This is a genomic window from Paenarthrobacter sp. PPS72, assembly GCF_048537125.1.
Taxonomy (GTDB): domain Bacteria; phylum Actinomycetota; class Actinomycetes; order Actinomycetales; family Micrococcaceae; genus Arthrobacter; species Arthrobacter nitroguajacolicus_E.
In genome coordinates, this window is the sequence record NZ_JBLYIE010000023.1 from 58,557 (window position 1) to 84,412 (window position 25,856).

At 63.2% G+C, this 25,856-nt stretch carries 22 protein-coding genes and 1 pseudogene; 11 read left to right on the forward strand and 12 right to left on the reverse strand.

Annotated features, from left to right (window positions below; genetic code table 11):
- Nucleotides 1-30: 30 nt before the first annotated feature.
- The 5 genes from ACLRGI_RS12110 to ACLRGI_RS12130 form a co-directional block, all read right to left on the reverse strand.
- Nucleotides 31-321 (reverse strand): Dabb family protein, encoded by a 291-nt coding sequence (locus ACLRGI_RS12110; protein ID WP_419201892.1) that lies wholly within the window; start codon nt 319-321, stop codon nt 31-33.
- The gene (gene chcC1, locus ACLRGI_RS12115) at nt 318-1,982 is read right to left on the reverse strand and encodes a 4-oxocyclohexanecarboxylate 2-dehydrogenase (protein WP_419201893.1); all 1,665 of its coding nucleotides are present in this window, start codon (nt 1,980-1,982) and stop codon (nt 318-320) included. The genes ACLRGI_RS12110 and chcC1 overlap by 4 nt, the downstream gene beginning before the upstream one ends.
- 83 nt (nt 1,983-2,065) lie before the next feature.
- Nucleotides 2,066-2,851, reverse strand: coding sequence for an SDR family NAD(P)-dependent oxidoreductase (locus tag ACLRGI_RS12120; protein ID WP_419201894.1), 786 nt, complete (start codon nt 2,849-2,851; stop codon nt 2,066-2,068).
- A 175-nt stretch (nt 2,852-3,026) separates the two neighbouring features.
- Complete coding sequence (locus tag ACLRGI_RS12125) at nt 3,027-3,821, reverse strand: IclR family transcriptional regulator (protein WP_419201895.1); 795 nt, start codon at nt 3,819-3,821, stop codon at nt 3,027-3,029.
- 1 nt (nt 3,822) lies between these two features.
- Nucleotides 3,823-4,554, reverse strand: a complete 732-nt coding sequence (locus tag ACLRGI_RS12130) for a GntR family transcriptional regulator (RefSeq protein ID WP_419201896.1) — start codon at nt 4,552-4,554, stop codon at nt 3,823-3,825.
- A 289-nt stretch (nt 4,555-4,843) separates the two neighbouring features.
- On the opposite strand from ACLRGI_RS12130, the gene ACLRGI_RS12135 reads away from it, so the two are divergent.
- The 5 genes from ACLRGI_RS12135 to ACLRGI_RS12155 all read left to right on the forward strand — a co-directional run bounded on the left by ACLRGI_RS12135 (nt 4,844) and on the right by ACLRGI_RS12155 (nt 9,529).
- Nucleotides 4,844-5,752, forward strand: coding sequence for an N-acetylglucosamine kinase (locus tag ACLRGI_RS12135; protein ID WP_419201897.1), 909 nt, complete (start codon nt 4,844-4,846; stop codon nt 5,750-5,752).
- 145 nt (nt 5,753-5,897) lie between these two features.
- Nucleotides 5,898-6,995: a LolA family protein gene (locus ACLRGI_RS12140; protein WP_419201898.1), complete on the forward strand. Its 1,098-nt coding sequence runs from the start codon at nt 5,898-5,900 to the stop codon at nt 6,993-6,995.
- Entirely contained in the window at nt 6,992-8,032 is a 1,041-nt protein-coding gene (locus tag ACLRGI_RS12145; protein WP_419201899.1) for an ABC transporter ATP-binding protein, read from the forward strand. The genes ACLRGI_RS12140 and ACLRGI_RS12145 overlap by 4 nt, the downstream gene beginning before the upstream one ends.
- Nucleotides 8,022-8,888, forward strand: a complete 867-nt coding sequence (locus ACLRGI_RS12150; RefSeq protein ID WP_419201900.1) for an ABC transporter permease — start codon at nt 8,022-8,024, stop codon at nt 8,886-8,888. The genes ACLRGI_RS12145 and ACLRGI_RS12150 overlap by 11 nt, the downstream gene beginning before the upstream one ends.
- A 20-nt stretch (nt 8,889-8,908) precedes the next feature.
- Nucleotides 8,909-9,529, forward strand: coding sequence for an L-threonylcarbamoyladenylate synthase (locus ACLRGI_RS12155; protein WP_091467290.1), 621 nt, complete (start codon nt 8,909-8,911; stop codon nt 9,527-9,529).
- 28 nt (nt 9,530-9,557) lie between these two features.
- Here the strand turns inward: ACLRGI_RS12155 and ACLRGI_RS12160 are convergent, their stop codons facing one another.
- Both ACLRGI_RS12160 and ligD read right to left on the reverse strand, forming a co-directional pair.
- Complete coding sequence (locus ACLRGI_RS12160) at nt 9,558-10,568, reverse strand: serine hydrolase domain-containing protein (RefSeq protein WP_419201901.1); 1,011 nt, start codon at nt 10,566-10,568, stop codon at nt 9,558-9,560.
- A gap of 161 nt (nt 10,569-10,729) precedes the next feature.
- Complete coding sequence (gene ligD, locus ACLRGI_RS12165; protein ID WP_419201902.1) at nt 10,730-11,755, reverse strand: non-homologous end-joining DNA ligase; 1,026 nt, start codon at nt 11,753-11,755, stop codon at nt 10,730-10,732.
- 76 nt (nt 11,756-11,831) lie between these two features.
- Here ligD and ACLRGI_RS12170 point away from each other — a divergent pair, with 76 nt between their 5' ends.
- Nucleotides 11,832-12,497, forward strand: a complete 666-nt coding sequence (locus ACLRGI_RS12170) for an alpha/beta hydrolase family protein (protein WP_419201903.1) — start codon at nt 11,832-11,834, stop codon at nt 12,495-12,497.
- Here the strand turns inward: ACLRGI_RS12170 and ACLRGI_RS12175 are convergent.
- From ACLRGI_RS12175 to ACLRGI_RS12185, 3 genes are all read right to left on the reverse strand, one after another.
- Nucleotides 12,494-14,605, reverse strand: a complete 2,112-nt coding sequence (locus tag ACLRGI_RS12175; protein WP_419201904.1) for an elongation factor G-like protein EF-G2 — start codon at nt 14,603-14,605, stop codon at nt 12,494-12,496. The genes ACLRGI_RS12170 and ACLRGI_RS12175 overlap by 4 nt on opposite strands.
- Before the next feature lie 171 nt (nt 14,606-14,776).
- Complete coding sequence (locus ACLRGI_RS12180) at nt 14,777-15,511, reverse strand: M50 family metallopeptidase (protein ID WP_419201905.1); 735 nt, start codon at nt 15,509-15,511, stop codon at nt 14,777-14,779.
- Nucleotides 15,512-15,557: 46 nt separating this feature from the next.
- On the reverse strand, nt 15,558-16,175 hold the full coding sequence (locus tag ACLRGI_RS12185) for a TetR/AcrR family transcriptional regulator C-terminal domain-containing protein (protein WP_419201906.1): 618 nt from the start codon (nt 16,173-16,175) through the stop codon (nt 15,558-15,560).
- A gap of 160 nt (nt 16,176-16,335) precedes the next feature.
- Here ACLRGI_RS12185 and ACLRGI_RS12190 point away from each other — a divergent pair, with 160 nt between their 5' ends.
- Nucleotides 16,336-17,793, forward strand: a complete 1,458-nt coding sequence (locus tag ACLRGI_RS12190; protein WP_419201907.1) for an APC family permease — start codon at nt 16,336-16,338, stop codon at nt 17,791-17,793.
- Nucleotides 17,783-19,417 carry an amidohydrolase gene (locus ACLRGI_RS12195; protein ID WP_419201908.1) on the forward strand — a complete coding sequence of 545 codons (1,635 nt, stop codon included), beginning with the start codon at nt 17,783-17,785 and terminating at the stop codon, nt 19,415-19,417. Before ACLRGI_RS12190 ends, ACLRGI_RS12195 begins: the two co-directional genes overlap by 11 nt.
- Nucleotides 19,418-19,444: 27 nt before the next feature.
- Here the strand turns inward: ACLRGI_RS12195 and ACLRGI_RS12200 are convergent, their stop codons facing one another.
- The gene (locus ACLRGI_RS12200; RefSeq protein WP_419201909.1) at nt 19,445-22,240 is read right to left on the reverse strand and encodes an ATP-dependent RNA helicase; all 2,796 of its coding nucleotides are present in this window, start codon (nt 22,238-22,240) and stop codon (nt 19,445-19,447) included.
- Nucleotides 22,241-22,364: 124 nt separating this feature from the next.
- Nucleotides 22,365-23,408: an NAD(P)-dependent alcohol dehydrogenase gene (locus tag ACLRGI_RS12205; protein ID WP_419201910.1), complete on the reverse strand. Its 1,044-nt coding sequence runs from the start codon at nt 23,406-23,408 to the stop codon at nt 22,365-22,367.
- A 129-nt stretch (nt 23,409-23,537) separates the two neighbouring features.
- On the opposite strand from ACLRGI_RS12205, the gene ACLRGI_RS12210 reads away from it, so the two are divergent.
- The 3 genes and pseudogenes from ACLRGI_RS12210 to ACLRGI_RS12220 all read left to right on the forward strand — a co-directional run.
- Entirely contained in the window at nt 23,538-24,425 is an 888-nt protein-coding gene (locus tag ACLRGI_RS12210) for a helix-turn-helix transcriptional regulator (RefSeq protein WP_419201911.1), read from the forward strand.
- Nucleotides 24,426-24,466: 41 nt separating this feature from the next.
- Nucleotides 24,467-24,865: a (R)-mandelonitrile lyase gene (locus tag ACLRGI_RS12215; protein WP_503827036.1), complete on the forward strand. Its 399-nt coding sequence runs from the start codon at nt 24,467-24,469 to the stop codon at nt 24,863-24,865.
- Nucleotides 24,866-25,021: 156 nt separating this feature from the next.
- A pseudogene (locus ACLRGI_RS12220) lies at nt 25,022-25,856 on the forward strand (HNH endonuclease signature motif containing protein); the annotation flags it as partial.

The following is a 25,856-nucleotide window of genomic DNA, read 5'->3' on the forward strand; positions in this document are numbered from 1 at the left end:
TTGAATGGCGCAGTTTCGAAAGTTCCGTGGCTATAGCGGAAAATCAACAGCAATGATCTGCTCGCTGTTGGGGAACGAGTACTGCTTGAGCGGTTCATGCAGGGGATGGGAGTTGTAGACCTCAAGGTCTTCCAGGGCATTGAAGTCCGCCACGATCGCGTAATCGAATGAACGGTCCTGCTGCAACAGGTCTGCTCCGTGGGTGAGCTTCAAGAGCCCGGGAATGTTGCCGTCCATCCGGTCCAGGCCCTGTATCCATGCGTCCCTGTCCGCTGCGGGAAAGTCCGGCTTGAACTTGAAGAGAACTGCATGGCGGATCATGCTCCGACTCCGGCGTGGAGTTCAGCGGCGAGGTATTCTGCCGGTTGGCCCGCAATGGTGCGGCCGGCCAAGTACCCCATGGTCATGATGGGGCCCAATGTGGCCCCGGCCCCCGGGTAGCCTGCGGCGTAGGCATTCTCCGTGGTGTTCCCTGCCGCGAACAGCCCGGGAATGGGTTGGCCGTCCACATCCAGTACCCGCGCCAGCCCGTCAGTGGCGACTCCCCCATTGCTGCCGAAGGCACCGTTGACTACTTCCATCGCATAGAAAGGCCCCGTCTGCAGCGGCCCCAGGGAGGGATTTGGCCAAGGGCAGTCGTCGTCGCCCCAGTATTTGTCGTAGGCGCTTTCGCCCCGCCCAAAGTCAGGGTCCTCCCCTTTCACGGCAAAGTCATTGAACCGCTCAACGGTGGCCTGAAGGTTCTCTGCAGGGACGCCGATCCTGGCTGCGAGTAATTCCACGGTGGGAGCTTCGATCAGGTACTCCGGTGTCGGATGCCCTGCCCGGTGCGCCAGGATGCCGTAGCGCTCCAGATAGCTGTGATCGAAAACCACGTGCGCCGGAGTGTTCAGGGTTTGGTTGTTGGGTGAGTCCCACGACTGCAGGCATCGGGCGAGGTCGTTGTAGTTCTGGGATTCGTTGGCGAAGCGGCGGCCATGACGGTTAACCATGAGCGAGCCTGGTCCCTGCCGCTCAAAACGCAGCAACGTGCCAACGGGGGAACCGTCCCTGGTGTCCCCGGTAATGGACATCGGAGCCCACCAGGCTTCCCGGGTTCCGCGGATTTGGGCACCGATGCGTTGTGCCATCTTCAAACCGTCCCCGGTGTTCGAAGGCGGGGAGCACATGATGTACAGGCGCGAGGCCAGCAATGAATCTGCCAGGGCCTTGTCCCATTCGAAGCCTCCCGTTGCGAGGACCACTCCGTCGTTGGCGTAGAAAGCCTCGCCGGACTCAAGTTCGACGCCCGCTACCCTGCCGCCGTCGTTCAGTAACCGATGCCCGCGGGCGCCAACCACAAGTGCCGCGTCATCGCGGACAAGGCTTGCAAGAAGCATCGCAACCAGTGCCCGGCCTTTGGCAACGAGGCCCTGCTCCTGCCGATCGTTCAGATCCTGCCACGGGAATTTGGTGAATGCGCCCCAGTTTTCATATTCCTGCATGGTGAAGGGCGCCCGGCCATCGGAGCGGACATGGACAGCGAGGTCGCCCAGTGCTTCGCGGATGTTGTAGAGCTCGGGTTCAACCGTCCTGCCACCTTCCACTGAACCGGGAAGGTCCTGCCGGTAGTCCGGAAAATTGTCCAGGAAGATGAAGCGCACGCCGCATTCGTCCTCGGCGAAACGGAGCATGGTATCCCCGTAGTTCAGCGCGGCGTCCAGCAGCTCCTCCCGGCTCCTCCCGCGTGCAACGGCCCGGATATACTCAGCGGCTGCCTCCTTGGAGTCGCTCAGCCCGGCTTTGCGGGCATGGTGGTTGTCGGCCACCCACAGCATGCCCCCCGACACAGCTGACGTGCCGCCCAGCAACTCTGTCTTTTCAAGCACGACGACGGACTTGCCGGCCCGCGCGGCCGTCGCCGCTGCCGTCAATGCGCCCGCGCCGGAACCGACAACTACGACATCGTAGGTATCAGAAGGTGTCCCGTTAATGAATTTCATGGTGGTACCTCTCGCTCAATGAATCTGCAGTTCCGTGGATGGCAGCAGTTCCGTGGATGACGTTGCTCTGTAGTCAGCCGTGCTCAAACGGCCGTGTAACCGCCGTCGATGACCAGTTCCGAACCTGTGGTGAAGCGGGACTCGTCCGAGGCCAGGTAGAGGACCCCGTACGCGATTTCGTCCGGCTCGCCCTGCCGGGGAAGCGGATTCCCACCCACAAGCTGCTTGTAATACGCTTCAGCACCGACGTCCGACTGCTCGGCCGAGCGCCGACTCATCCGGGTGTTCATTGATCCCGGGTGGATTGAGTTCACCCGGACCCCGTGCGCGCCATAAGTTGCAGCATCGGACTTGCTCAGGAGGCGTACTGCACCTTTGGTGGCGTGATAGAGGGGTACATTGCGCCCGCCGGTCAACCCATGGATTGACGAAAAGTTGATGATGCTGCCTGACTGCTTCCGAATCATTCCCGGAACGATGTGCTTTGTCATGAGCCACACACCCTTCACATTGACGTCGAAGATGATGTTGAACTCGTCCAGGCTGGCAGTGTGGCTGGCGCCTGCAGGGCCGATGATTCCTGCTGCGTTGACCAGGACATCCGGGGTTCCGAGGTCTGCGCTGAGCCTGCGGATTGCGTCGGCCACGCTCGCTTCGTCGGTGACATCGACGTCGTACTCGGTGATACCGGGGTGGCTGCCCGCAGGTGGTGTTCCAGCCCGGTCAAGGCTGGCCACCGTCGCCCCATGATCGGCAAGCAACCGGGCTGTGGCGCTGCCGAGGTCTCCCCGGCCTCCGGTGACCACGGCGACCTTGCCGGCCACGCGCCCGGCCACGGATTCCCGGCCTGCTTGTGTTGCTGTTTCCATGACAACTCCTCCTGCCGCGGCATTGCGGCTGCTAAAACATGGGGTTCACCACCAGGGCAGCACGAAATGGACCCACGAGGGCCGTTTATTGTGGTGACCGGGCGAGATGCCCTGCTGTGTTCCACTCTGCCAGCGGGCTTGTGAGCGAAACCACAGCGTTACCGATGAACGGGAATCAGATAGGTCCGTTGCTCTGCCGGAGGGCGCCCTTAAGCTCTCCCCGCCAACCAAGCGCACGGGAGATTCCACGCGCGGCCGTCATCAGGACCGGTACGCGGGCGGGAACGTTCTCCTCATTCCGCGGAACGACGACACTGAGCGCCGCCACGACGGTATTCGAGCGACCGAAGACCGGGACTGCGATGCCACTGGATTCCGGGACGATGATCCCTGGCATGGAAGCGAACCCGCGTTGACGGATGCTTGCCAGGTGGCGTCGCAGTTCAGTGGGGTCGGTAAGCGTGGCGTCAGTGAACTTTTCCAGCGTCCGTGACAAGAGCAGGTCTTGGTAGTCCGGCGCGGAATATGCCAGTAGTACCAAGCCGGAAGAGGTTCCATGAACCGGCAGGCGGCCGGCGACTTTAGTGATGTCCACCATGGATTCCCGGGAGCCAATCCGCTCGATGTACAGGACGTCGTCGGAATCCAGTATTCCCAGGGTGGTGGAATGTTGCACCACTGCCTGGACGTCTTCCATAAACGGCAGGGCAGCTTCGCGGAGGCCAACCATGCGGGAACTCCTGGACACCAGCTCCCACAATCGGGTGCCGATCCGAACTTCGGCGTTTGCTTCGCGCTCCAGCAGGCCCTCGGCCAAAAGCTCATCCACCAACCGGTAGGTGGTGGTAACAGGGAGGCCGGAACGCCGGGCCAGGGTGGCGACGCTCATGGTGCGGTGGGCGTCGTCGAATGCCCCCACCAGGCGGACCACCCGGCGGATGACGGACTCACCCGAGGATGAGTTGGCCACCTTAGCTCCCGGACTTTACACGTGAGACGAACCGGAACCTGTCGCCCCGAAATGCGCTGCGGGTCCACTCCACCGGCGCGCCCCCTGCATCCCGGGCCAAGCGGTGGACAACCAGCAACGGTGCGCCCATCTCGATTCCCAGCAGCCTGACGTCCTCCGGACCGGCGAGTGATGTCTCCACCGTGTCCTCTACATCGGCGATCCGAACCCCGTAGACATCCGCCAAAACGGTGTAAAGCGAGCCCGCCTTGGCCAAGTTGGACTTGAACCGCAGGAGTTTACCGGGAAGCCAGGCGACCTCATGCGCCAACGGCTCCCCCTCGATCAAACGGATGCGCTCCAGGCGGGTAGCGGGCGCACCTTGATTAAGGCCCAGATGGGCGGCGACATCCGCATCGGAACGAACAACGCCAAGCGCGATCGTGGTTGAGTCGGGCCGCAGGCCTTGGGTCCGGGCGTCCTCCGAAAAGGAGGTCAGTTGCCGGACGTGGGTCACCTTGGGTGGCGCCACGAACGTGCCATGGCCTTGGATGCGGCCCAGTCTGCCTTCAGCCACAAGCTCGCTGATGGCCTGCCTGACCGTGGTCCGGGACGTCCCGTACTGTTCGGCCAATGCGCGCTCCGTGGGAATGAGCGTGCCCGGTTGAAGACCGGCTATCAGCCCAAGTACCTCGGTCTTCAGGAGGTAGTACTTAGGGGTGGCAGGCGCTACATCGCTCGACATATTGGACATCCTACTTCTAGACAATGCCATTGGTCTATGCCAATGTTGAACAACTTGGTCTAAACCAATTGCGGAATTGCTCCCGACGACCATAGCTTTTCACTGAACCAAGGACAAAGATCCCGATCCTGCATGACCGGCCGCGAACCCATAGGCTCCACGGAGCGGGGAGCTTCGCGGTGGTCGGCCTACTGGCTATGCTCGGGGTTATGTTTGTCCAGAAGTCCGCACCCGAAACGAAGGGACATCAGTTGGAGGATATACGACAATGTAAACCCACGGAACCGGCGGAAATCCAGTGACCCCCGCTGTCCTGGGCCTTCACATCGGCGGCTCCAAGACCCACGCCGTTCGTTCCGACGCAGTGCAGGGCGACGTTGACTCCCAAGGTGGCTCCGGCGTCGAAATCACCGAAGCCAGCGCCAATCTGTCTTCAGTGGGGCACCAAGGCGCAGATGCCGTACTGCGGCGGATCGCAGCAAGCGTAGGCGGCGGAATCGAGGCCGTATGTGCCGGTGCTGCCGGAGCGGACACCCCGGCCAGCCGTGCGGTCCTGTCTGCCCTGCTCACGGAGCATTTCCCCGGCGCCAGGATCGACGTGGTGCATGACACCCGCATTGTGCTGGCGGCAGCAGGTCTCGACGCCGGGGCTGTAGTAGTTGCGGGCACCGGTTCGGTGGCATGGGGCCGGAACCATGACGGCCGGGAAGCCCGCAGCGGAGGCTACGGATACTTATTGGGCGACGAAGGCGGCGCCTACTCAGTGGTGCGTGATGCCGTCCGCGAGGCGCTGCGTGAGTACTACGCCGGTTTGGAACCGGGCACCTTGGTCAAGGCAATGATGACGGCGACTGCGAGCGCTGATGCTTTGCAGCTCATGGACTTCTTCTACGCCAAACCTGAACCCGATCACTGGGCCGGTCTGGCTCCAATTGTCCTGGATTTGGCAGTGGAGGGCGATCCCGCGGCTTTGCGTATCCAGGCCGAGGCCGCACATTCCCTGGCCACGCTTGCCCGCCAGGTCATGGGCGAGCTGGGATTGGACCTGCCGCTGGTCATGGCCGGTGCCCTGCTGGTGAATCAAAGCCAGCTCGCGGGGGCAGTGGCCCGCAAGGTGTCCTTGGAAGATCCTTCCTCCATCCGGATCCTGGCGCAGCCTCCGGTCCATGGGGCAGTGAAGCTGGCCCGTCAACTGCTCCAAGGGTGAGCCTGGTGGTATGGGAAGAGTAACCGGCAGGTGATCGCCGCAGCCATCGGGAGTAGTCTGGTTTCATGCCTCTCACGAGCGGTGGTTGGTAGCAGTGGCGCGGGCCAGGCAGCGGTGGCTGCCAGCTCTCTTCATTCCGCTTGCCTTGGCAATTGCGGTTCTGTTCGGCTCAGTCCAGGCCGGTGCCAGCGTCTCCCTTCCTCCAAAGTCCGCTGAAGAAATCCTGGCCATGATTGCACGCACCGAGGTGCGGGCCTTGTCCGGCACCGTGGAGCAGACCGCCGGGCTGGGGCTTCCGGAAGTCCCCGCATCAGGACCAGGCATCGTGCCGGGGGCTGCCTCTGCCTTTGAGTTCCTGACCGGCTCCCACACGGCCAGGGTTTACATGGATGGCCCGTTCAAGGCGCGGGTGCAGATTCTGGACCAGATGGCCGAACGTGACGTGGTTATCAACGGAGGAGACGCCTGGTTCTACAACTCCAAGGACAACAGCGCTACTCATCTGACCGTGCCGGTTCCCCCGACGGACGTGCCAACACCCGGCATTCCAACACCCGCAATTCCAACACCCGCAATTCCAACACCTGCAATTCCAACACCTGCAATTCCAACGCCCGAGGCCATGGCCAGCCGTTTCCTTGCAGCCATTGATGCCAGCACGGAGGTGAGCGTTTCCGAGGCTTCCTCAGTGGCGGGTCGCAGCGCCTACTCTTTGCTCCTCAATCCCCGCAGCACCGAAACCCTGGTTGATTCGGTGACAATCGACGTCGACTCCGAAACCGGACTGCCGCTGGGTGTCGAGGTGCGGGCCATAGGGCAGGCCGAGCCAGCGTATTCCTTGGCTTATACCCAGGTGGATCTCTCCAGGCCGGATGCTGCATTGTTCGACTTCGCCCCGCCGCCGGGCGCCACAGTCACGGAGAAGGTACTGCCGGTGAGACCGGTGCCTTCCATGGCCCTGCCGTCTGAGCCGGTACCGGATTCCATGGCCCTTGCACCTGATGCACCCCGTCACGGGGCTAGTGTCACTGGCACGGATTGGGACTCCGTGATTGCCTTGCCCGCTGGTTCTGCCCCGGCTGAGCTGGTGTCCGATTCCCAATTATCACAAGTACTGCAGCGAGTTGAGGGTGGACGGGCACTGACGACGTCGCTGCTGAGTGTGCTGGTTCTCGACGACGGCCGGGTCTATGCGGGAATGGTGCCTTTGGATCGGCTTCAGTCAGCCGCAGCCGCCCAGTGAACGAACCCCGGGCCGCCGCCTCTGTTGGTGCAACTGATAATGCGGCCCCTGTCCTTGGGTACGGCAGTTCGTCCGGCAGTTCATCCGATCTCGCCATGGAAACACACGGCCTGGTAAAGCGGTTCGGTCACCGGTCCGCCGTCGATGGCATTGACCTTGCCGTACCCCGTGGTTCGGTGTTCGGCTTCCTGGGACCGAACGGATCGGGAAAGACCACTACCATCCGGGTGCTGCTCGGCTTGGCTTCGGCGGACAGTGGGAAAATCCGCGTCCTGGGCAGGGAGATGCCGCAGGGTTTGGCTTCCGTGCTTCCGGAAGTCGGCGCCTTGGTGGAGGGGCCGGGCTTTTACCCTTTTCTGACGGGCACGGGAAACCTGATGCGCCTGGATGCCGCTGACCGTCATGCGTCGTCATCGACCCGGCGGCAACGAGTCCATGACGCCCTTGAGAGGGTTGGGCTCAGCCATGCCGCGGCCAAGAAGGTGAAGGCTTACTCGTTGGGCATGAAGCAGCGCCTTGGCCTGGCCAACGCAATGCTCAGGCCGCGGGAGTTGCTGGTCCTTGACGAACCGACCAACGGACTGGATCCCCAAGGCACACGTGAGGTCCGAAACCTGGTGCGCTCCCTCGCAGCCGGCGGAACCACAGTATTCGTCTCCAGCCACTTACTGGCCGAGGTGGAACAGATGTGTACGCACATAGGAGTGATGAGCGCCGGTCGCCTCGTGGCCCAGGGCCCGCTGGAGGAGCTGCGGTCAGCCGGCCAGGCTCACGTTGTGGTGCAAACGCCCGACGTCGAATTGGCGGCCCGCGTGTTGACGCGCCTTGGACTGGTCCCCGGCGAAGCGCCCGGAACCGGCAGTCCCTGGGGCACCACTGCGGTGTTGGGCACCGGGATCAACGGACGTGAACCGGAAGCGATCGTGGCGGCGCTGGTTGCTGACGGCGTCAGGGTCCGTGGCTTCAGCGTGGAGAACGCGAGCTTGGAAGAGCGTTTCGTGTCCCTGACCGGGGAGGGGTTCGACGTTGTCGGCTGAAACTGCCGGGCTTTCCCACCGTAGTGCCGACAGTCCCGGCATCGGATGGGCGCTGCTGGGCTCGGAATTGTCCGTGCTTTTCCGGCGGCTTCGCACGTGGGCCATGCTGATGGCCCTCGCTGCCGTGCCAGTCCTCATTGCCGTGGCCGTCAAGTTGTCGTCCCGGCCCGCCACTCCCGGCCGCGGTCCGCTGTTCCTGGACCGCATCACCCAGAACGGCCTCTTCGTCGCAGTTACTGCCTTGGTGGTGTGCGTTCCCTTGTTCCTGCCACTAACTGTTGGCGTGGTGGCCGGAGATACCATCGCCGGGGAGGCCAGCCTGGGAACCTTGCGTTACCTGCTCCTCGCTCCCGCAGGGCGGATACGCCTGCTGGCGGTGAAGTATGCCGGGGCCGTCGCTTTCTGTTTCGCCGCTACCGCCACCGTGGCGGCCTCCGGTGCCTTGGCCGGCGTCGTACTCTTTCCTGTGGGTCCGGTGACGTTGCTCTCCGGTGACACCATCAGCGTGGGCGAGTCCGCGTTGAGATCACTGCTGATCGCTGCCTACATCACGGTGTCCCTGCTGGGCCTCTCTGCTATCGGTCTCCTGATTTCCACCTTCACGGACGTTCCGGTGGGCGCCATGGCTGCCACCATCGTGCTTTCTGTGGTGTCGCAGGTGCTGGACAACCTGCCCCAGCTTGAGTGGCTGCATCCGTGGCTGTTCAGCCACCACTGGCTGGGTTTCGCGGATCTGCTGCGCCAGCCCATCTCGTGGACATCCTTCGGCGAGAACGCACTCCTGCAAACCGGCTACATCGCCGTTTGCGGCGCGCTGGCGTACGCGAAATTCTCCAACAAGGACGTGTTGTCATAGCTTTGTCGTAGGCTCTTTCCATGGCCAGATTCTTTGATGTGCACCCGGAAGATCCTCAACCACGCGCCATCGGCCAAGTGGTGAACATGCTCCAAGGCGGTGGCTTGATCGCCTACCCTACCGACTCCTGCTACGCTCTCGGCGCCCAGATCGGCAACAGGGAAGCATTGGACCGCATCAGGACCATCAGGCAACTGGATGACAAACACCACTTCACCCTGGTGTGCAAGGACTTTGCCCAGATGGGGCAGTTCGTGATGTTGGACAACGACATCTTCAGGAGCATCAAGGCCGTCACCCCCGGCAGCTACACCTTCATCCTGCCTGCCACCCGTGAAGTTCCCAAGAGGCTTTTGCACCCCAAGAAGAAAACCGTGGGCGTGCGCATCCCGGATCACCGGGTGGTCCAGGCGCTCTTGGCCGAGCTGGGCGAGCCCCTGCTCTCCAGCACGCTCCTGCTACCGGACGAGGAAGAGCCTTTGACCCAAGGCTGGGAAATCAAGGAGCGCTTGGACAACCAGGTGGATGGCGTCATCGATGCCGGCGATACTGGCTCGGAACCCACTACCGTGATCGACTTTTCCAGCGGAGTGGCCGAAGTGGTTCGGTACGGAACCGGCGATCCCTCCCGCTTCGAATAGGCATCACGGCATGCCTATTGAGGCCCTTTCAGCGGAATTGGAAGCGGCATCCGGAGTTCAAGGCAAGTTGCGCAACGCCCGTCATCTCCAGCCCCAACGCTGACGGCTGAGCGGACAGCGGCAGCGGTGGGTAGGCCATGAAGATGGAAACTTGGCGGTTGCCGTCGGCGCTGCTCATGGAAATGCTTCCGTAGCCTGGAACGTCTCCGGCGTGGCCGTAGTAGGAGCCGTTGGTGCAGCGGTCATCCCAGTGGTCCAGGCCAAGGCCATAGTCTGCGAACACGGGCCCCTTCATGGCGATAAGGCTGGCCGGGGACAACAACTGGCCCCTCAGCAGCGCTGCTTGGAAGACTGAAATCTCCTCCACCGTGGACACCAGGCCGCCATTGGCGATCCCGCCCGGGAACCTGACCGAAGTAACGTCTACGGTTTCGTCGTCCACTTGGACGTAGCCGTGGACGACGTCATGCTGTACAGCTGTGTTCGCGCCCAGTAACCCGGTGGAACGGAGGTTCAGGGGCGTCAGGGTATCCGCCTGCAGGACAGCCCCCAGGGGTGCACCCCGTAGCTGCTCCACCACCCGGCCGAGCACCGCATCGGCGTCGGGCCCCTCAGCAGATGGCAAGGCTGAGGCGGGCAAATCAGCAGTGCCGTCAAGGAGTTGGCGGATCGTCACGGAACTGCCTGCGGTGGCAGGTTCGGGAAGGTATGTGACGACGGGGTCGTCCAACCTCAGCCGGCCCTCTTCCACGAGTTTCAACACAGAGACAGCCAAGAAGGTCCGGAGCTGCCCGCCCACGGGGAAACGGTCCCGCGACTGAACAGCCACCCGTTCCTCCCTGCTGAGGATACCTTCTGCGAGCGTCCATTCCTGCTGGCCCACCTTGGCCTTGATGAGGACAGCCGAGGCCCCTTCCTCCAGCTTCTCGCGCGAGAAGAGCTCTAGAGTGGCTCGGAGTTCCTGGAAAGCAGGGGTGGCTGCGGCACCCTGCGAAGGGGATTGCGAGGGCGACGGCGTGGACGCAAGAGCGGTGGGCACGACCGGAGGGATGGGAGGTGGTTCCGGAGTGGCGGTGCAGCCCCCGAGGACCAAACTTCCGAGAACCACACCACCAAAGATCCACCCGCGCGCGCATGCGGTGGTCAGCCTGCCTCTCGCTGGCCGTTGCGGCACATGCCCTCCCGTTCACGTTCCCCGGCCTACTCCTCCGGTTTGCGTGCCCGGCTCGGTTGCACGCGCATGGGCTCGCCCGGCATCTTGGGGAACTCCGGCGGGAAGGGCATTTCGCCCAGGCCGTTCGAGACGTCGCGCTCCCACCATTTCAGCAGGACGTCGATGTCACCCGGGTGATCGTGCATGGACGACCACGGATCGCCTGACTTGGCCAGCCGGTCAGGGACTGTCTTGATGGTGTACTTCGCGGGATCGGCGTTCTCCAGCTCTTCCCACGCCAAAGGGCAGGACACTTGCGCCGTAGGTACGGCGCGGGGACTGTAAGCTCCGGCAATGGTCCGGTCCCTGTTGGCCTGGTTGAAGTCCACGAAAATCCTGGTTCCGCGTTCCTCTTTCCACCAGGCCGTGGTGACCTTCTCGGGCATCCGCCGCTCCAATTCGCGTCCAGCGGCGATCACGGCGTGGCGGACGTCCAGGAATTCATGCTTGGGATGGATGGGCGCGTACACGTGGAGTCCGCGGTTGCCGGAGGTTTTGATGAACGCTGTGAGTCCGGCTTCCTCCAGCACGGAACGGAGTTCCAGCGCGGCGGGGATGGCGTCCTCGAAGTCCGTGCCGGGTTGGGGATCGAGGTCGATCCTGAGCTGGTCAGGATTGTCGGGATCGTTGGCCCGCGACGCCCAGGGGTGGAACACCACGGTATTCATTTGCGCGGCCCACACAGCCGCTGCAGGCTCATCGATCACTAGTTGGGGGTGCGAACGCGCACTGGGGTACGTCACGGGCACCGAACGGACGTAATCGGGGGCGCCTTTGGGCGGATTCTTGGAGAAGAACATCTCGCCCTCAATATTTCCGGAGTATCGCTGGAGGCTGATGGGCCGGTTCCCGTTGGCCTCAACGAAAGCCTCGCCGACCTCAATGAGGTAGTTGGCAAGATCCAGTTTGGTCAGTCCCGCCTCAGGCCACATCACGCGGCTTGGACTCGAAATCCTGACTACGCGGGGCCCGTCGGGACCAGGAACAGTAACGGTGGTTGCTTCGCTCGCCATGGCCACAAGCTACCCCGTTAAGGCCTTGCGCGTCAGCATCCGGCGCGTTTTTGGTGTCGTGGGCAATGATTGATACATGCCAAACGCTGAAACATCCGTTACCGTCCCTGTCGGTGAAACTGACGTGTCTGCCCTTCACCTCCGGCCCAAACAGCCCTTCGCCACCTTGGTGGTGGCGCACGGCGCCGGAGCCGGAATGGAACACCCCTTCCTGGAGGGATTCGCCGGGGCGATGGCAGACGAAGGTGTAGCCACGTTGCGCTTCAACTTTCCCTACCGCGAGGCCGGCCGCCGATTTCCGGACCGCCCGCCGCTGGCCATCGCTACATGGCGGGCAGTGATGGATATTGCAGCTGAACTCAGCGATGGTGAACCGCTGTGGGCCGCCGGTAAATCCTTCGGCGGACGCATGGCTTCCATGGCAGTGGCCGAAGGTATGCCCGCAAGGGGTTTGGTGTACCTCGGCTATCCGCTCCACGCCCCCGGCAAGCCGGAGAAATTGCGGGATGATCACCTCTACGGCGTCACGGTTCCCATGCTCTTCCTCCAAGGCACGCGCGATACTTTCGCGACACCGGAACTGCTGGAGGCCGTGGTGGCGAAGATCGGTCCGACGGCGACACTTCAGTGGAGCGAGGGCGGCGACCATTCATTCGCGGTCAAAGGCCTGAAGCGTGGCGCGGCCGAGGTAGGGGCATCCCTTGCCCCGGGAGTCGCCGCCTTCCTGCGGGCAAACGCCTAGGCCTGCTTCGGCAGAGGTTCGTGGCGTAGGAAGGAACGGCGAAATCGGCCTGTGCCTGCAGTGAGGGCACGGAGTTCAATGGCGTACCGCAGCAGCTCCTGGTCCGGCACTTCAGCACTGATTTCCGTCCCCTCACCGTCAGCGGCAGTGGTGCCGGTCACACGACCCCGGCGTCCGGACAGATCGCTCATCACCGCTCCCACGTATTCGTCGGGAACGCTGATGACAACGGACGATACAGGTTCCAGCAACTGGATCCTGGCGTTTGCCGCCGCTTCCCTGAGAGCCAACGCGCCGGCAGCCTGGAAGGCTGCATCGGACGAATCCACGCTGTGGGTCTTTCCACCCACCAGCGTCACCTTGATGTCCACTACGGGGAATCCCGCTGAAACACCCTTCAGCATTTGGGAGCGGACGCCCTTCTCGACCGATGTGACAAACGTCCCGGGGATCGCCCCGCCCACGATCTTGTCGGCGAACTCAAATCCCCCGCCACGGGCCAACGGCTCAACCTCGATGTCACAAATGGCAAACTGCCCGTGCCCACCGGACTGCTTGACATGCCGTCCATGTCCGGCTGCCTTGGTGGCAAAAGTTTCCCTGAGCGGAGTGACCACGTCTACGGTCTGTAATTTGACCCCTTGGTTTCGCAGCCTGTCCAGGACTACCTCGGCGTGGGCCTCCCCCATGCACCACAGGATGAGCTGGTGCGTGTCCTGATTACGTTCCAACCGCAGCGTCGGATCGGCGGCGGCCACTTTTCCGATGCTCTTGGACAGTGCGTCCTCATCACTGCGCGATGCCCCTTCAATGGCTACGGGCATTAAGGGTTCGGGCATGTTCCAGGTCTCGATCAGCAGCGGTGCCTCACGGTCCGAGACCGTGTCCCCCGTCTCGGCGCTGGCCAGCTTGCTGATGGCGCAAATGTCGCCGGCAATGCACTGCGGAATGGCCTTCAGGCTTGAACCTACAGGCGAGTAGAGATGCGTGATGCGTTCGTCGGCGTCGTGGTCCTCATGCCCCCTGTCCGCCAAGCCCCTGCCGCCGATATGAATCGAAGAGTCTTCCCGCAAGGTTCCCGAAAAGACCCGCACCAAGCACACACGGCCAAGGAACGGATCCACGGTGGTCCGCACCACCTCAGCGGCGAGCCGCCCGCCGGGGTCACCCACCAGTGGTTTCAATGATGAACCATCGAGTTTCATCACCGCGGGGGTACTGCGCTCCAACGGTGATGGCAAGGCATCGGTGATCAGCGCCATGAGTTCGGGAAGGCCCAGGCCCGTTTCGGCCGACGTGGGTATGACAGGGAAGAAGCTCCCCCGTGCCACGGCCGTTTCAAGATCAGCGACCAGGTCCGTAAGGGGCAGTTCCTCGCCGCCAAGGTACCGGTCCATGAGGGTTTCGTCTTCGCTCTCAGCGATGATTCCTTCGATCAGGGGTCCCCTGGCTTCTTCCACATCCGAAACCGGCGTCAGGTCCTCATGCTCAGTCCCATGGAGGACGCCGATGAGTTCGGCGTTGCCTACGGCCGGAACGTACAGCGGGAGGACCGACTCGCCGAAAGCTTCCCGGCAACGCACGACGGCGGCACTGAAGTCAGCGCGCGGATGGTCCAGTTTGCTGACCACCACTGCACGCGGCATCCGGATCTTCTCGCACTCACCCCACAGCGCAACGGTGGCACCGTCAATGCCATCTACGGCCGACACAACGAAAAGGGCCGCATCGGCGGCCCTTAAACCTGCGCGCAGTTCGCCCGTAAAGTCCGTGTAACCGGGAGTGTCGACCAGATTGACCTTGGTATCCCCCACAAGAATCGGGGCTATGGACAACGTGACCGACCGTTGCTGATGAATCGCGGAGGGGTCTGAATCACTGACTGTGGTGCCTTCGCTGATGGAACCCATCCGGGTGATGGCCCCTGTTGCAGCCAGCAAGGCCTCCACCAGCATCGATTTGCCCGCCCCCGAATGTCCAACGAGCGCCACGTTGCGGATTTTTGCTGGATCGCTTGCGGCCAAGGCAGAGCCGTTGTCGCCGCGCCTGGCCTCTGTTGTGCCGGGTGCGGCTCCTTTCGCCGTTTCGCGCGTGCCTTTTGCGGACATGGGCACCTCCTGGCGTTGTATCCCGGCACGGAGCCCGAACACATCCAATTCGAACCTTAAAGAGGATTGGACACCCTGAAGCAACCACAGGGCAAGGCCTGGCGGGGACCAAAGCCGGACTATCGCCGTCGGGACCCCTGCCCGCCGTTCAACCGCCGGCCAACCCCCGGACTAGACGGTGAGCATCCCCCACAGCAACCAGGCGGACGCCACGGCGCATCCGGTGATCACCATGACGAATCCTGTCAGCCAGACGAACGCCGGGACCCCTGTTGTGCGGCCGAGGATGAAGGCATCGGAGGCCGGCAAGCGGTCCCGGCGTCGGGTATGCACGCCTGCAAGTTTGAAAAGGTCCCTCACGCCGCCCACGGAAAGGGCGACGCCGAGCACCAACACCACGTAGTTGACTGCTGTGGGCGTCGCGAAAAGAATGAGGAGCTGGGCAATCGCAGCGCTCAGCACGGCAACAAGGATGCCGGTGAGGTTCCTCAGGAAGATCAGCGAAACCAGCAGGGTCAGCGCCCCGACGGACATGGCGGCGCCGGATCGGCCAGCGGCAAAGGCGGCGATCAGGCACAAACCAACAACGGCCGGTGCAGGATAGCCCCAAAATCCGGACCACGCCGCCCCGAAAGCGCCGCGGCCGCTGCTGACGAGCCGTCCCGAATGGTCGAGTCCGATCCGGAGTCCATGGACAAAGCGCCCCGTCATGAGTGCCGCGTAGGCATGGCCAAGCTCATGGACAAAGGTGACGTAGAGGCCGAACCATCGCCACGTGGCACGCGGGATGCTCAGGACGACGGCGCACGCGAGGATGCCCAGGAGGGCAGGTAAGGGCACCGCCGTGGTGTGGGTGTCGGTGAAGCCGCGGACCACCGCTTCCCACCAGTTCTGCGCGAGATTCACGGCGCCTTCCGGATTTCCGGGAACTTCAGCTTCACAGGACCCAGCTTCACAGCACCGTTGACTGGAGGCGGGAATGCAACCCGGCGATGAGGATCTCAAGACCGAAGTCGAACGCCGCGGCCCCTCGCTCAGCAGCGGGTCCTGCATGGGCCAAGGCGTTGGTGAGGGTGGGATATCCTTGCGCCGGTGGCGCCCAGACGACATCGGGTGCAGCCAGGTCCAAGGCGAAGCCCAGCGCGAAGCTGTCAATGGTGGAAATCGCTGACATGACGTCGCGGCCGCGGAATCCGGCGGCTTCGAGGGCCACAGCCAGGTTCTCGTAGAGGGACATGACTTGGGCGTCCTGGACAGTTTGGAGCACCAGCAGGGGTGCGAGTTTAGGATGGCGGGCGAAGGCGTCACGGTAACTCCGGACAATGGCGCGAAGCGACGCCTCCCAATCCCGCTGGTCCTCCAACACATAGGGGCTCTCGGAGATGATCCGTCCACGCATGAGCTCGAGGATCTCTTCCCGCCCGCTGACGTGGTTGTAAATGGAGGATTGGCTGACGCCGATCCGCTTGGCCAGTTTTGGCAGGCTGAAGTCCCCTGCCTCGTCCACCAGCTCAAGGGCGGCGGTGACGAGTGCGTCGATGGATATCAGCGGGACCAGCGGGCGTGCCATACGGGTGTCTCCATTCAAGGTTGTTGTTACGACTCTAGCCAGAACTTTGCTTCGGGGTATTGTGCCCGAGGTCACAAGGACTTACGATAAACGAAAGCCTTTCGCTTATGTTCGGCTTCTCCTGAAAAACTCTCCCTCCCCAAACACCCAGAGGATCCCCATGTCTGACCTCGAAACCCGACCTCCGGCAGCAGATGCTGGAAACGGGCTCAAACGGAACGCCATTGGCACCGGCGGTATCGCCTTCCTGGTGATCTCCGCAGCCGCTCCACTGACAGTAATGGCCGGCGTCGCCCCCGTAGCCATCGGCGTCGCGGGCATCGGCGCCCCCATGGGATACGCCATTGCCGGAGCTGTCCTGCTGGTTTTCGCTGTCTCCTTCATGGCCATGACCAAACACGTCAAGGCCGCGGGCGGTTTCTACACCTACATCACCTTGGCCATGGGAAAAACCGTGGGCCTGGCCGCAGCCATCCTGGCAATCGTTTCCTACAACTGCCTGCAAATCGGCGTCTACGGACTGTTCGCCGTCCAAACCCAAGGCATGCTGCTGGCCCTCTTCGGCCTGGACGTGCCCTGGCCGGCCGTGGCTTTGGTAGCCATCGCGGCCGTCTGGTTCCTTGGATACCGGGGCATCGATGTTGGCGCGAAAGTCTTGGGCGTCCTACTCATCGCCGAAACCGCGATCCTGGCCATCATGGGGTTCGGAATCCTTGCACGCGGCGGCGCCGACGGCATCAGCTTCGCCTCATTCTCCCCCGAGCACGCCTTCACGCCGGGTGTTCTAGCCGTCCTGGCTATCTGCTTTGCCGCCTTCATGGGCTTTGAATCCACGGTGCTGTACCGGCGTGAGGCGCGGAATCCGGACAAGTCCGTTCCCCGGGCAACCTACATCGCGGTGGGTTTCATGTCCGTGTTCTACGCCTTCATTGTGTGGACCGTCATCCAGGCCTACGGCGACGGAAACGTGGTTGTTGCTGCCGGTGAACTGGCCGATGGAATGTTCTTCGCCACCATCAACCAGTACGTGGGCCCCTGGGCGGAAGTAGTCATGTACGTGCTGATAGTGACCAGCGTTTACGCCTCACAACTGGCCTTCCATAATGCGATCAACCGCTACGTGTACATGCTCGCCAAAGACGGCGTGCTTCCCGCGTTCCTGGGAAAGACCCACCCCAAGTACAAGTCCCCCCACCGTGCCGGGCAGATCCAAACCATTCTGGCCGCCGTCGTCATCAGCATTTGCGCCGTTGCCGGTGCTGACCCTTATAGGCAACTACTGATCTGGGTCAATACGCCGGGCATTGTTGGGATCGTGGCCCTGCAGGGCCTCGTATCAGTGGCAGCGTTCATCTATTTGCGGCGCACTCCCGCCGCAGCAACTCACCGTTTGCTCATTCCCGTGAGCGTTGCCTCGGCCGTCCTGCTGTTCGGCGTAGTGGCATTGATCGCCATCAACATCGAACTCCTCACCTTTGCGGATGCGCTCACCAACACCATCCTGCTCATGGTCACGCCCGTCGTTTTCCTTGCAGGCCTGCTGATTGCCCGCAGGCTGCGTACCACCCGCCCTGACGTCTTCGCCCGGATTGGAAGCTTCGAAACCCATGACTCCTGACCTCATCGTCCTTGCCGACACCATTCACACCATGGACGGGCTTTCACGCGAACTGCCTATCCAGGCTGTTGCCGTCAGCGGCGGGTTGGTTGCCGCCGTCGGAAGCCGACAAGACGCCAGGGACTGGCAACAAGCAGACACGCGCGTGGTGGACCTCGGCAGCGCAACGCTCACGCCGGGATTGGTCGACTGCCATATCCACCCGGTGTTCGGATTGGACCTGACCATCGGCGTCGACCTCGCCGGGGCCACCTCGCTGGACGAGGTTTCAACACTTCTGCGGGCAGAAGCAGCGCGCGACGGCGGGTGGTTGCGTGGATGGGGATTGAACCCGAACGCTTTCGGCACAATACCGCTGCATCGCAGCGTGCTGGATGGCGTTTCAGGCGACCAGCCTGCGCTCATCCGGTTGTTCGATGGGCATTCGGCCTTGGCAAACAGCCGCGCCCTGGAGCTGGCCGGAATTAAGGGCCGCGTTTCCTTTGACCAGGCTTCTGAGGTGGTCTGTGACGCAGACGGCGTTCCCACCGGACTCCTGCTCGAAGCTGCGGCCATGGAGTTGGTGCAGCGGCACATCCCACGGGAATCGTTCGCCCAACGCAAAGCGCGCCTCGCCGAGCTTCTGAGCGACCTCGCACGTTCGGGACTGACGGGTGGCCACGTCATGGATCACAGTGAGGAATCCACGGCGCTCTTCCAGGCGTTGGAGGCCGACGGCGAACTCCCCCTGCGGCTACGGGCAGCGCCGTGGTGCATGCCGGGAAGTGGCAAAGCCGAATGGAAACACCTCGCGCGCAGCATCGGCTCCGGTGGCCGCCGCTGGTCCATCGAAGCCATCAAACTCTTCGTCGATGGCACCGTGGACAACGGGACGGCCTGGCTCTACGAACCTGATGTTCACGGGCAATCCGTTGCGCCGTTCTGGCCGCGTCCTGAAGAGTACTCCGCTGCCGTCAGCTACTTTGCATCCCGTGGTATCCCCACTGCCACGCACGCAATCGGCGATGCTGGAGTGGACCATGTGTTGGCGGCCTTGGAATCGCTGCGAAGCAGTGTTCCACTAGACGTCCTTCGCCGTACCGTCCACAGGATAGAGCACATAGAAACCGTGCCCGACGAGCTGGTGGCACGCTTCAAGGGCGCCGGCGTGGTGGCCAGCATGCAGCCCACCCACTGCACCCATTACTCGCTGGCGGATCACAGCGACAACTGGTCCACCCGGTTGGGGGCGGAGCGTGCCGACAGGGCGTGGCGCTGCAGGGATCTGCGGGACGCCGGAGTGACCTTGGGTATCGGCTCCGACTGGCCGATCGCGCCCTACGAGCCGCTTCCCATCATCGCGGATGCCCAATTGCGCCGACGCTCGGGGAATCCGGAGCAGGAACCCATCGCACCATCGCAGGCACTCACTGCGCTTCAAGCGCTCGAGGGATACACCTCACATGCGGCCAAAGCTGCAGGGCTGTGGGATGTTTCGGGCTCGATCTCGGTAGGCAAGCGGGCAGACTTCACGGCTTTCGAACTCGATCCCCTGGCCACTGCCCCGGACGAATTTGCCCGCAGCACCGTGTTGGGGACGTTTGTGGAAGGCGAGATCCAGTTCATGTTGGAGCGGCAATCCTAGCCGCCCCTCCGGGGACCGGACGTCCGGCTACATCCGGTTCTTCGTCCTGGCCGTAGCCGGCGCGGTCCACGGGTCTTCGGGCCAGGGATGCCTGGGGTAGCGCCCACGCATCTCGGCCCGGACCTGGGAGTAGGGACCGGACCAGAAGGATGCGAGATCATCCGTGACGGCCAAGGGCCTTCCCGCCGGGGACAACAAATGGAACAACACCGGGATCCTGCCCTCCACCAGGCGCGGCGTGCGGTCCCAACCGAAGCATTCTTGAAGCTTGACCGCCACTACCGGTCGGCCGCCGTCGTGATGTGTGCCGCTGCCGTCCGAAACCTCGGGGTAGTCGATCCGGACCCGCGAACCACTCGGTACCTGCATGCGCTCCGGCACGAGCTCATCGAGCCGCGCGGCCTCCGGCCACGGCAGGAGGCGCCTCAAAGGGTCAAGGAGGTTGATGGAACCCACCGCGGCGCCCGTGGCCATCGCCTCCAACTCCGCTCCCAGCCATTCCTCCAGCTTGGACAACAGGGCGGCTTCCCGGACGTCGGGCCATGGACTTCCAAGTTCCCGGTGCAGCAATGCAAGACGCCTGCGCAGGGTATCGGCTGCGGCCGACCAGCCGATCATGGACAATCCCGACGTTTCCAACGCCTTGGACACTGCGTGCCGGCCGGACTCGGCGGTGGGACGGACGGGTGTGGAAGACAACACAATGGCACCCAGGCTCCGCTCCAACCTGGCCATAACCCGGCCTTGGTGGAAATTCGCTTGTACCGTCTCCGTAAGCAGGCCCGGCGCGGCAAGTACAGCCAGTTCGGCTGACAACGGAGCCGCCGACCGGATGACGGCGCCAGTTCCCGCGGCATCGCGTCCTTGCGCGCGGGACACCTCGGCCACGGCAAGCCAGTCATGTCCGGACAATGAACTTCCCGCGGGAAGCCCGGCCCGCGTCCCTGACGAAAGCAAGTACGTGCTGGATCCGTCACCGGGAACACGCCTTGCCACGCGGTCCGGGAATGCCAGCGCCACCACGAAGCCTGGGGCTTCCCGCGCCGTGATGTCGGCGGTCGGCTGGGAATTCGCGACGGTCTTCCGCCGCATCGAAGCCCCGTTCTGTATCGATGTCCCGTTCTGTATCGATGTCCCGTTCTGTATCGATGTCCCGTTCTGTATCGACGCCCCGTTCTGTATCGACGCCCCGTTCTGTATCGACGCCCCGTTCTGTATCGACGCCCCGTTCTGTATCGACGCCCCGTTCTGTATCAGCGTCTCCAACCGCTTGACGTCCTCCACGAAACGACGGGCTCCCTGGTCTGATCCCGAACGAAGCGCAGTAAGCAGCTTTGTCAGGTCAGCGCCGGGTGGTCTCTGGTCGCCGGCTACGAGTGCCACTGTTTCAGCCGCTGCGCGGCGGCCCACCACCGGGGATCCGTCCAGTAAGGCGCGCGCGAGGCGGGGGTCGGCCGGGACGCGGGCCAAGGTCTTGCCCACGGCGGTTACTGTTCCGTCCTTGGCGACAGCACCAAGTTCCAGGAGAACCTCCATGGCGTCGTTCATGGCTACGACTGGCGGTGTGTCCGGGAGCTTCAAGCCTGAACCCCCAGGCGCGCCCCAGCAGGCAAGGACCAGGCCCGCACCGGTGAGGTCTGCCACGGAGATTTCGGGGGTCTGATGTGCCGGCGCTGCAGCGTAGGCTTGCTGGTCATAGCAGCGGACCACCGTGCCCGGCCCCTGTCTCGCTGCACGGCCGGCACGCTGATCGGCCGATGCCCGCGAACAGGAAACGGTCACAAGTCCGGACATGCCACGTCCGGCGTCCCGACGCGGTTCCCTGGAAAGCCCGGCGTCGATGACCAACCGCACCCCCGGGACGGTGAGGGACGACTCAGCCAACGACGTAGACACGATGATCCGGGGCCGCCCGCCATTTTCGCGGCCGGATACCGCGCGGTCTTGTGCTTCCGGACCGATCTGGCCGTGCAACTCGAGCACCTCCACACCTTGTGGCAGCTGCCCGCGAAGACGGGTGGCGACGTCGGAAACTTCCCGGGCTCCCGGGAGGAAAACCAGTGCGTCCACCTCCGGGTTCCGGCTCAGGGCAGCCGCGTGGGACGCCGCCGCCGTGTGGGCCACGTGATCGAGGAAACTGCGGGACACACCCCGGGCATCCAATCGATGCTCCCGCGCGGGAGCCCACAGGACCTCGAGGGGGTACAGCGCGGAAGGGCAGTCGACGACGGGAGCCGGAGCGCCGCCGTCGAGACCTGTTCCCAATAGTGATGCAAAACGCGGTGCGTCGAGGGTTGCGGACATGGCCACCAATGTGAGGTCACCGCGCAGCTCACGGACCTCCGCGAGAATGCCGACCAGCAGATCCGTTTCGAGTCCACGTTCGTGGACCTCGTCCAGGACAACAGCGTGGACGTCTTCCAGGCCGGGATCAGCCAAGAGACGCCTAAGGAGAATTCCTGGCGTGACGAATTCGACCACCGTGTCCTTGCCCACCTTGCTTTCACCCCGGACGGTGTAGCCCACCCTGGTACCCAGGCGGCTGCCGTCCAGCGAGGCCAGGCGCCCAGCGGCTGAGCGGGCCGCAACACGGCGCGGTTGGGTAACGACGACGCGTGGCTGGCCGGGCTTCCGTTCGGACACAAGATTGGCGAGCAGCGGTGGAACCAGTGTGGTCTTTCCAGTGCCGGGAGGCGCCTGAACCACTGCCGTTCCCCCGACTACGGTGCCGCCGTCGCCCTGGTCCTTCAGTGCGCCAGCCAGGTTTGCGAGGGCATCAGCGAAGACCAGCCCCGCACCTATGGTGTCCAGTCTGAAAGTCACCAAACCATTGTCCCTGTTGCCTGGCACTGGAAAGGACACGCCCCTCAAGGGGCGTGGCCTTTTTCATGGTGCTTGCTTCAAAGGTGCTTGCTTCGAAGGTGCTTGCTCCGAAGGCTTTGTGCCTCTAGCCGATAGTCGAGGCGTCAATGACAAAGCGGTAGCGGACGTCAGAGGCAAGGACGCGCTCGTAGGCATCGTTGATCTTGCTGGCCGGGATGACCTCGATCTCTGCGCCGAGGCCATGTTCCGCGCAGAAGTTCAGCATCTCCTGGGTTTCGCGGATACCGCCAATTGCGGAACCGGCGAAGCGCCGACGACCCGTGATCAGTGAGAACACGTTGACCGGAAGCGGCTCGGCCGGTGCGCCGACGTTGACCAGCGTGCCGTCGAGGGTGAGCAGCTGCAGGTAGGCGCTGATGTCGATGGAGGCGCTGACGGTGTTGATGATGAGGTCGAAGGTGCCTGCAAGCTGTTCGAACGTGGCGGGATCGCTGGTGGCGTAGTAGTGGTCCGCGCCCAACTTGAGCCCGTCCTCCATCTTCTTCAGCGACTGCGAGAGCACAGTCACCTCGGCGCCCATGGCGTCGGCAATCTTGACGGCCATGTGGCCGAGCCCGCCCAGGCCTACCACGGCAACCTTCTTACCGGGGCCGGCGCCCCAATGGTGCAAAGGCGAGTAGGTGGTGATGCCGGCGCACAGCAAAGGTGCGGCGACGTCGAGGTCCAAACCTTCCGGGATGGTGACGACGAAGTCCTCATTCACCACAACGCTGCTGGAGTAGCCGCCCTGCGTGATGGTGCCGTCGCGGTCCACTGCGCCGTAAGTGCCCACGTTTCCCTTGAGGCAGTACTGTTCCTCACCGGCAAGGCAGTTCTTGCATTCCTTGCAGGAGTTCACCATGCAGCCGACGCCCACGCGGTCGCCCACCTGGTGCTTGGTGACGTCCGAACCAACCTCGGTGACGATGCCGGCGATCTCGTGGCCGGGAGCCAAGGGGTACTGTTGCGGGCCCCAGTCACCGCGAACGGTGTGGATGTCCGAGTGGCAGATGCCTGCGAACTTGATGTCGATGTGGACGTCGTGCGGGCCAACCTCACGACGTTCGATGGTGGTCAGGGTCAGGTCGCCCGTGGCCGAGGGGGCAGCGTAAGCATTAGCGGTAGGCATGTTTCTCCTGCATGGTGAACGTTATTGGATGTTTCCATCTAACCTCCTTTTCCTGAAGGGAAGGAGTTACTGCTGTTAGGGGTACTGACAGGGACTCCCTCAGCGGGCCAAAGGTCCTACCGTTGAAACATGGACAACCGTACAGAGACGCGCGACTTCCTCTCCACGCGGCGGGCGAAGATCACTCCCGAGCAAGCGGGACTGGCCGGCTACGGCGGCAACCGCCGTGTACCGGGCCTGCGTCGCGGCGAAGTGGCCATGCTGGCCGGAGTAAACGTGGAGTATTACACCCGCCTGGAGCGGGGAAACCTCGCAGGAGTTTCAGAAAGCGTGCTGGAATCGTTGGCGAACGCCTTGCAACTCGACGACGCCGAACGCGCCCACCTGTACGACCTCGCCCGCGCGGCAAGTGACGGTGGCAAAGCACGACGACGGCCGGTCCGGAAGCAGGCCATTCGACCTGGCGTTCAACTCACCCTTGATGCGATCAGCGGATCACCCGCCTTCATCCGCAACGGTCGCCTGGATCTCTTGGCAACCAACGCCCTGGGTCGGGCTTTGTACTCCGATATTTATGACAGTCCCGCCGGACCGCCCAACCATGCCCGCTTCCTTTTCCTGGATTCACGCAGCCGTGATTTCTACACGGATTGGGAACGGGCAGCCAATGACACCGTGGCCATTATGCGGACCGAGGCGGGCCGCGATCCTTACGACCGCGGACTCAGCGACCTGGTAGGCGAACTGTCCACCCGCAGTGAGGAATTCCGGGTCCGCTGGGCCTCCCACAATGTCCGCCAGCACTTCACGGGGAAAAAACACTTCCGCCATCGGATAGTCGGCGATCTGCATTTGTTGTACGAAGCCCTCGAGCTTTCCGCCGATGCCGGTTTGACCCTCACGGTCTATAACGCTGACCCCGGCACCGGAACGGCGGACGCGCTGCAACTGCTTGCAAGCTGGGCTGCCACCACCATTGCGGTACCTGAGGATTCCGGCGCCTCCCGGAACATCTAGTACAGCTGATACCGCAGTCGTTACGGAAAGGAACCACGGACATTCTCCCCAAGACCACCAGCACCAAAGGACCGGCTGGGCTGTTTACCGGCGATGTCTACTTTGACGTCATCGCGAAGGGTGAAGCTTCCTCGCAGCTGCGGGTGAACCTCGTCCGTTTCTCGCCGTGTTCGCGGACCGCGTGGCACAGTCACGCGGCGGGACAAACGCTTCACGTCACCGACGGCGTCTGCCTGGCACAGTCACGCGGTGGTGAGGTGCAAGTGGTCCAGCAGGGCCAAACCATCTATAGGCCACCGGGTGAATGGCATTGGCACGGCGCAGCTCCGGACCACTTCATGAGCCACTTGGCCATGTGGGAAACCGCCGGCGCTACTGACGGTTCAGAGACGACATGGGGTGAGTTGGTCACGGACGAGGAGTATGGCTACCCGGAGTAAGCGAAGCTGACCGCTGCTGATCCCCCGCTGCCCAACGGTGAGCTTGCTCCAAATCGTTCGGATCATGTCCCCCCCTTTGGAAGGCGATTCCAGCGGCACGCAGGAGGGTCATCGAAGGGAGCTAATAATGTCAGACCCCAATGAAATGATTTATTCATGGAGGAATTGGCGCAGTCGATGGCATCATGGGCGGAATCGTCCCTTGTCGCTGCCTCGGCTGCGGTGCGGCCACAGCGGGTCTTGAGCAGACCGGACCTGGTCAAGGCTGGGTTCAAGGACTCGACGGCGCCCATCACCGTGATCGGCCGATTCCACGGCGCCGGGCTGCTCAGCGGTACCGGGCCGGTCAACGGTACCGGGCTGCTCAACGGCGCCGGGGTGCATAATGGCGCCGGGTTGCTCAACCGAAAGGCCCGGTTCACCAGGACTTCAGGGACGGACCAAGGCTTGGACACTCAGCGTCCCGTGCCCGCGTCGGCTGCCGGACGGCAGCTCATGACGTTTCTCGAAGACGGGGAGACCCTCCTTGATTCCGCGCGGTTGTCCGCGGCCGATGACGCCCGGTTGTTCGGCTTTGTTGAGGCTGCTGATTTTGCCGGCAGGGTTGAGGAGATTTCCCGGTCGTTGGAGTACTTGCAGCTTGTCGCGGCCCAGGCTGTGGAGCGAACCCGGAAGGAAGCACAGCAAACGGGACCCGGGACGTCAGCGGCGGCACCGGAATGGCGGACCGGGTGGACAGAAACCGAAACCGAATCAGCCGTCTCCACCGGCTCGACGGTTGCGGGAGCGACCAATGCAGTAGCGACCAATGCAGTAGCGACCAATGCAGTGGTGTCCAGTGCGAATGCGCCCAGTGTCTTGGATGACGGGTACCGGAACGCGGCGGAGTTCTTGCGGGCACGGTTGCGGATCGGCATCGGCGAGGCCCGACGCAGACTGGCCCTCGCCGCCGAGATCCTTCCGCAGGCCGGAATGGCCGGGCAGGAGATCC

Coding starts and splice junctions, on each gene's coding strand:
- ACLRGI_RS12110 (WP_419201892.1), bottom strand. CDS start 321: ATGATCCGCCATGCAGTTCTCTTCAAGTTCAAGCCGGACTTTCCCGCA.
- chcC1 (WP_419201893.1), bottom strand. CDS start 1,982: ATGAAATTCATTAACGGGACACCTTCTGATACCTACGATGTCGTAGTT.
- ACLRGI_RS12120 (WP_419201894.1), bottom strand. CDS start 2,851: ATGGAAACAGCAACACAAGCAGGCCGGGAATCCGTGGCCGGGCGCGTG.
- ACLRGI_RS12130 (WP_419201896.1), bottom strand. CDS start 4,554: ATGTCCAATATGTCGAGCGATGTAGCGCCTGCCACCCCTAAGTACTAC.
- ACLRGI_RS12155 (WP_091467290.1), top strand. CDS start 8,909: ATGGCCAGATTCTTTGATGTGCACCCGGAAGATCCTCAACCACGCGCC.
- ligD (WP_419201902.1), bottom strand. CDS start 11,755: ATGGCGAGCGAAGCAACCACCGTTACTGTTCCTGGTCCCGACGGGCCC.
- ACLRGI_RS12170 (WP_419201903.1), top strand. CDS start 11,832: ATGCCAAACGCTGAAACATCCGTTACCGTCCCTGTCGGTGAAACTGAC.
- ACLRGI_RS12175 (WP_419201904.1), bottom strand. CDS start 14,605: ATGTCCGCAAAAGGCACGCGCGAAACGGCGAAAGGAGCCGCACCCGGC.
- ACLRGI_RS12185 (WP_419201906.1), bottom strand. CDS start 16,175: ATGGCACGCCCGCTGGTCCCGCTGATATCCATCGACGCACTCGTCACC.
- ACLRGI_RS12190 (WP_419201907.1), top strand. CDS start 16,336: ATGTCTGACCTCGAAACCCGACCTCCGGCAGCAGATGCTGGAAACGGG.
- ACLRGI_RS12195 (WP_419201908.1), top strand. CDS start 17,783: ATGACTCCTGACCTCATCGTCCTTGCCGACACCATTCACACCATGGAC.
- ACLRGI_RS12205 (WP_419201910.1), bottom strand. CDS start 23,408: ATGCCTACCGCTAATGCTTACGCTGCCCCCTCGGCCACGGGCGACCTG.
- ACLRGI_RS12210 (WP_419201911.1), top strand. CDS start 23,538: ATGGACAACCGTACAGAGACGCGCGACTTCCTCTCCACGCGGCGGGCG.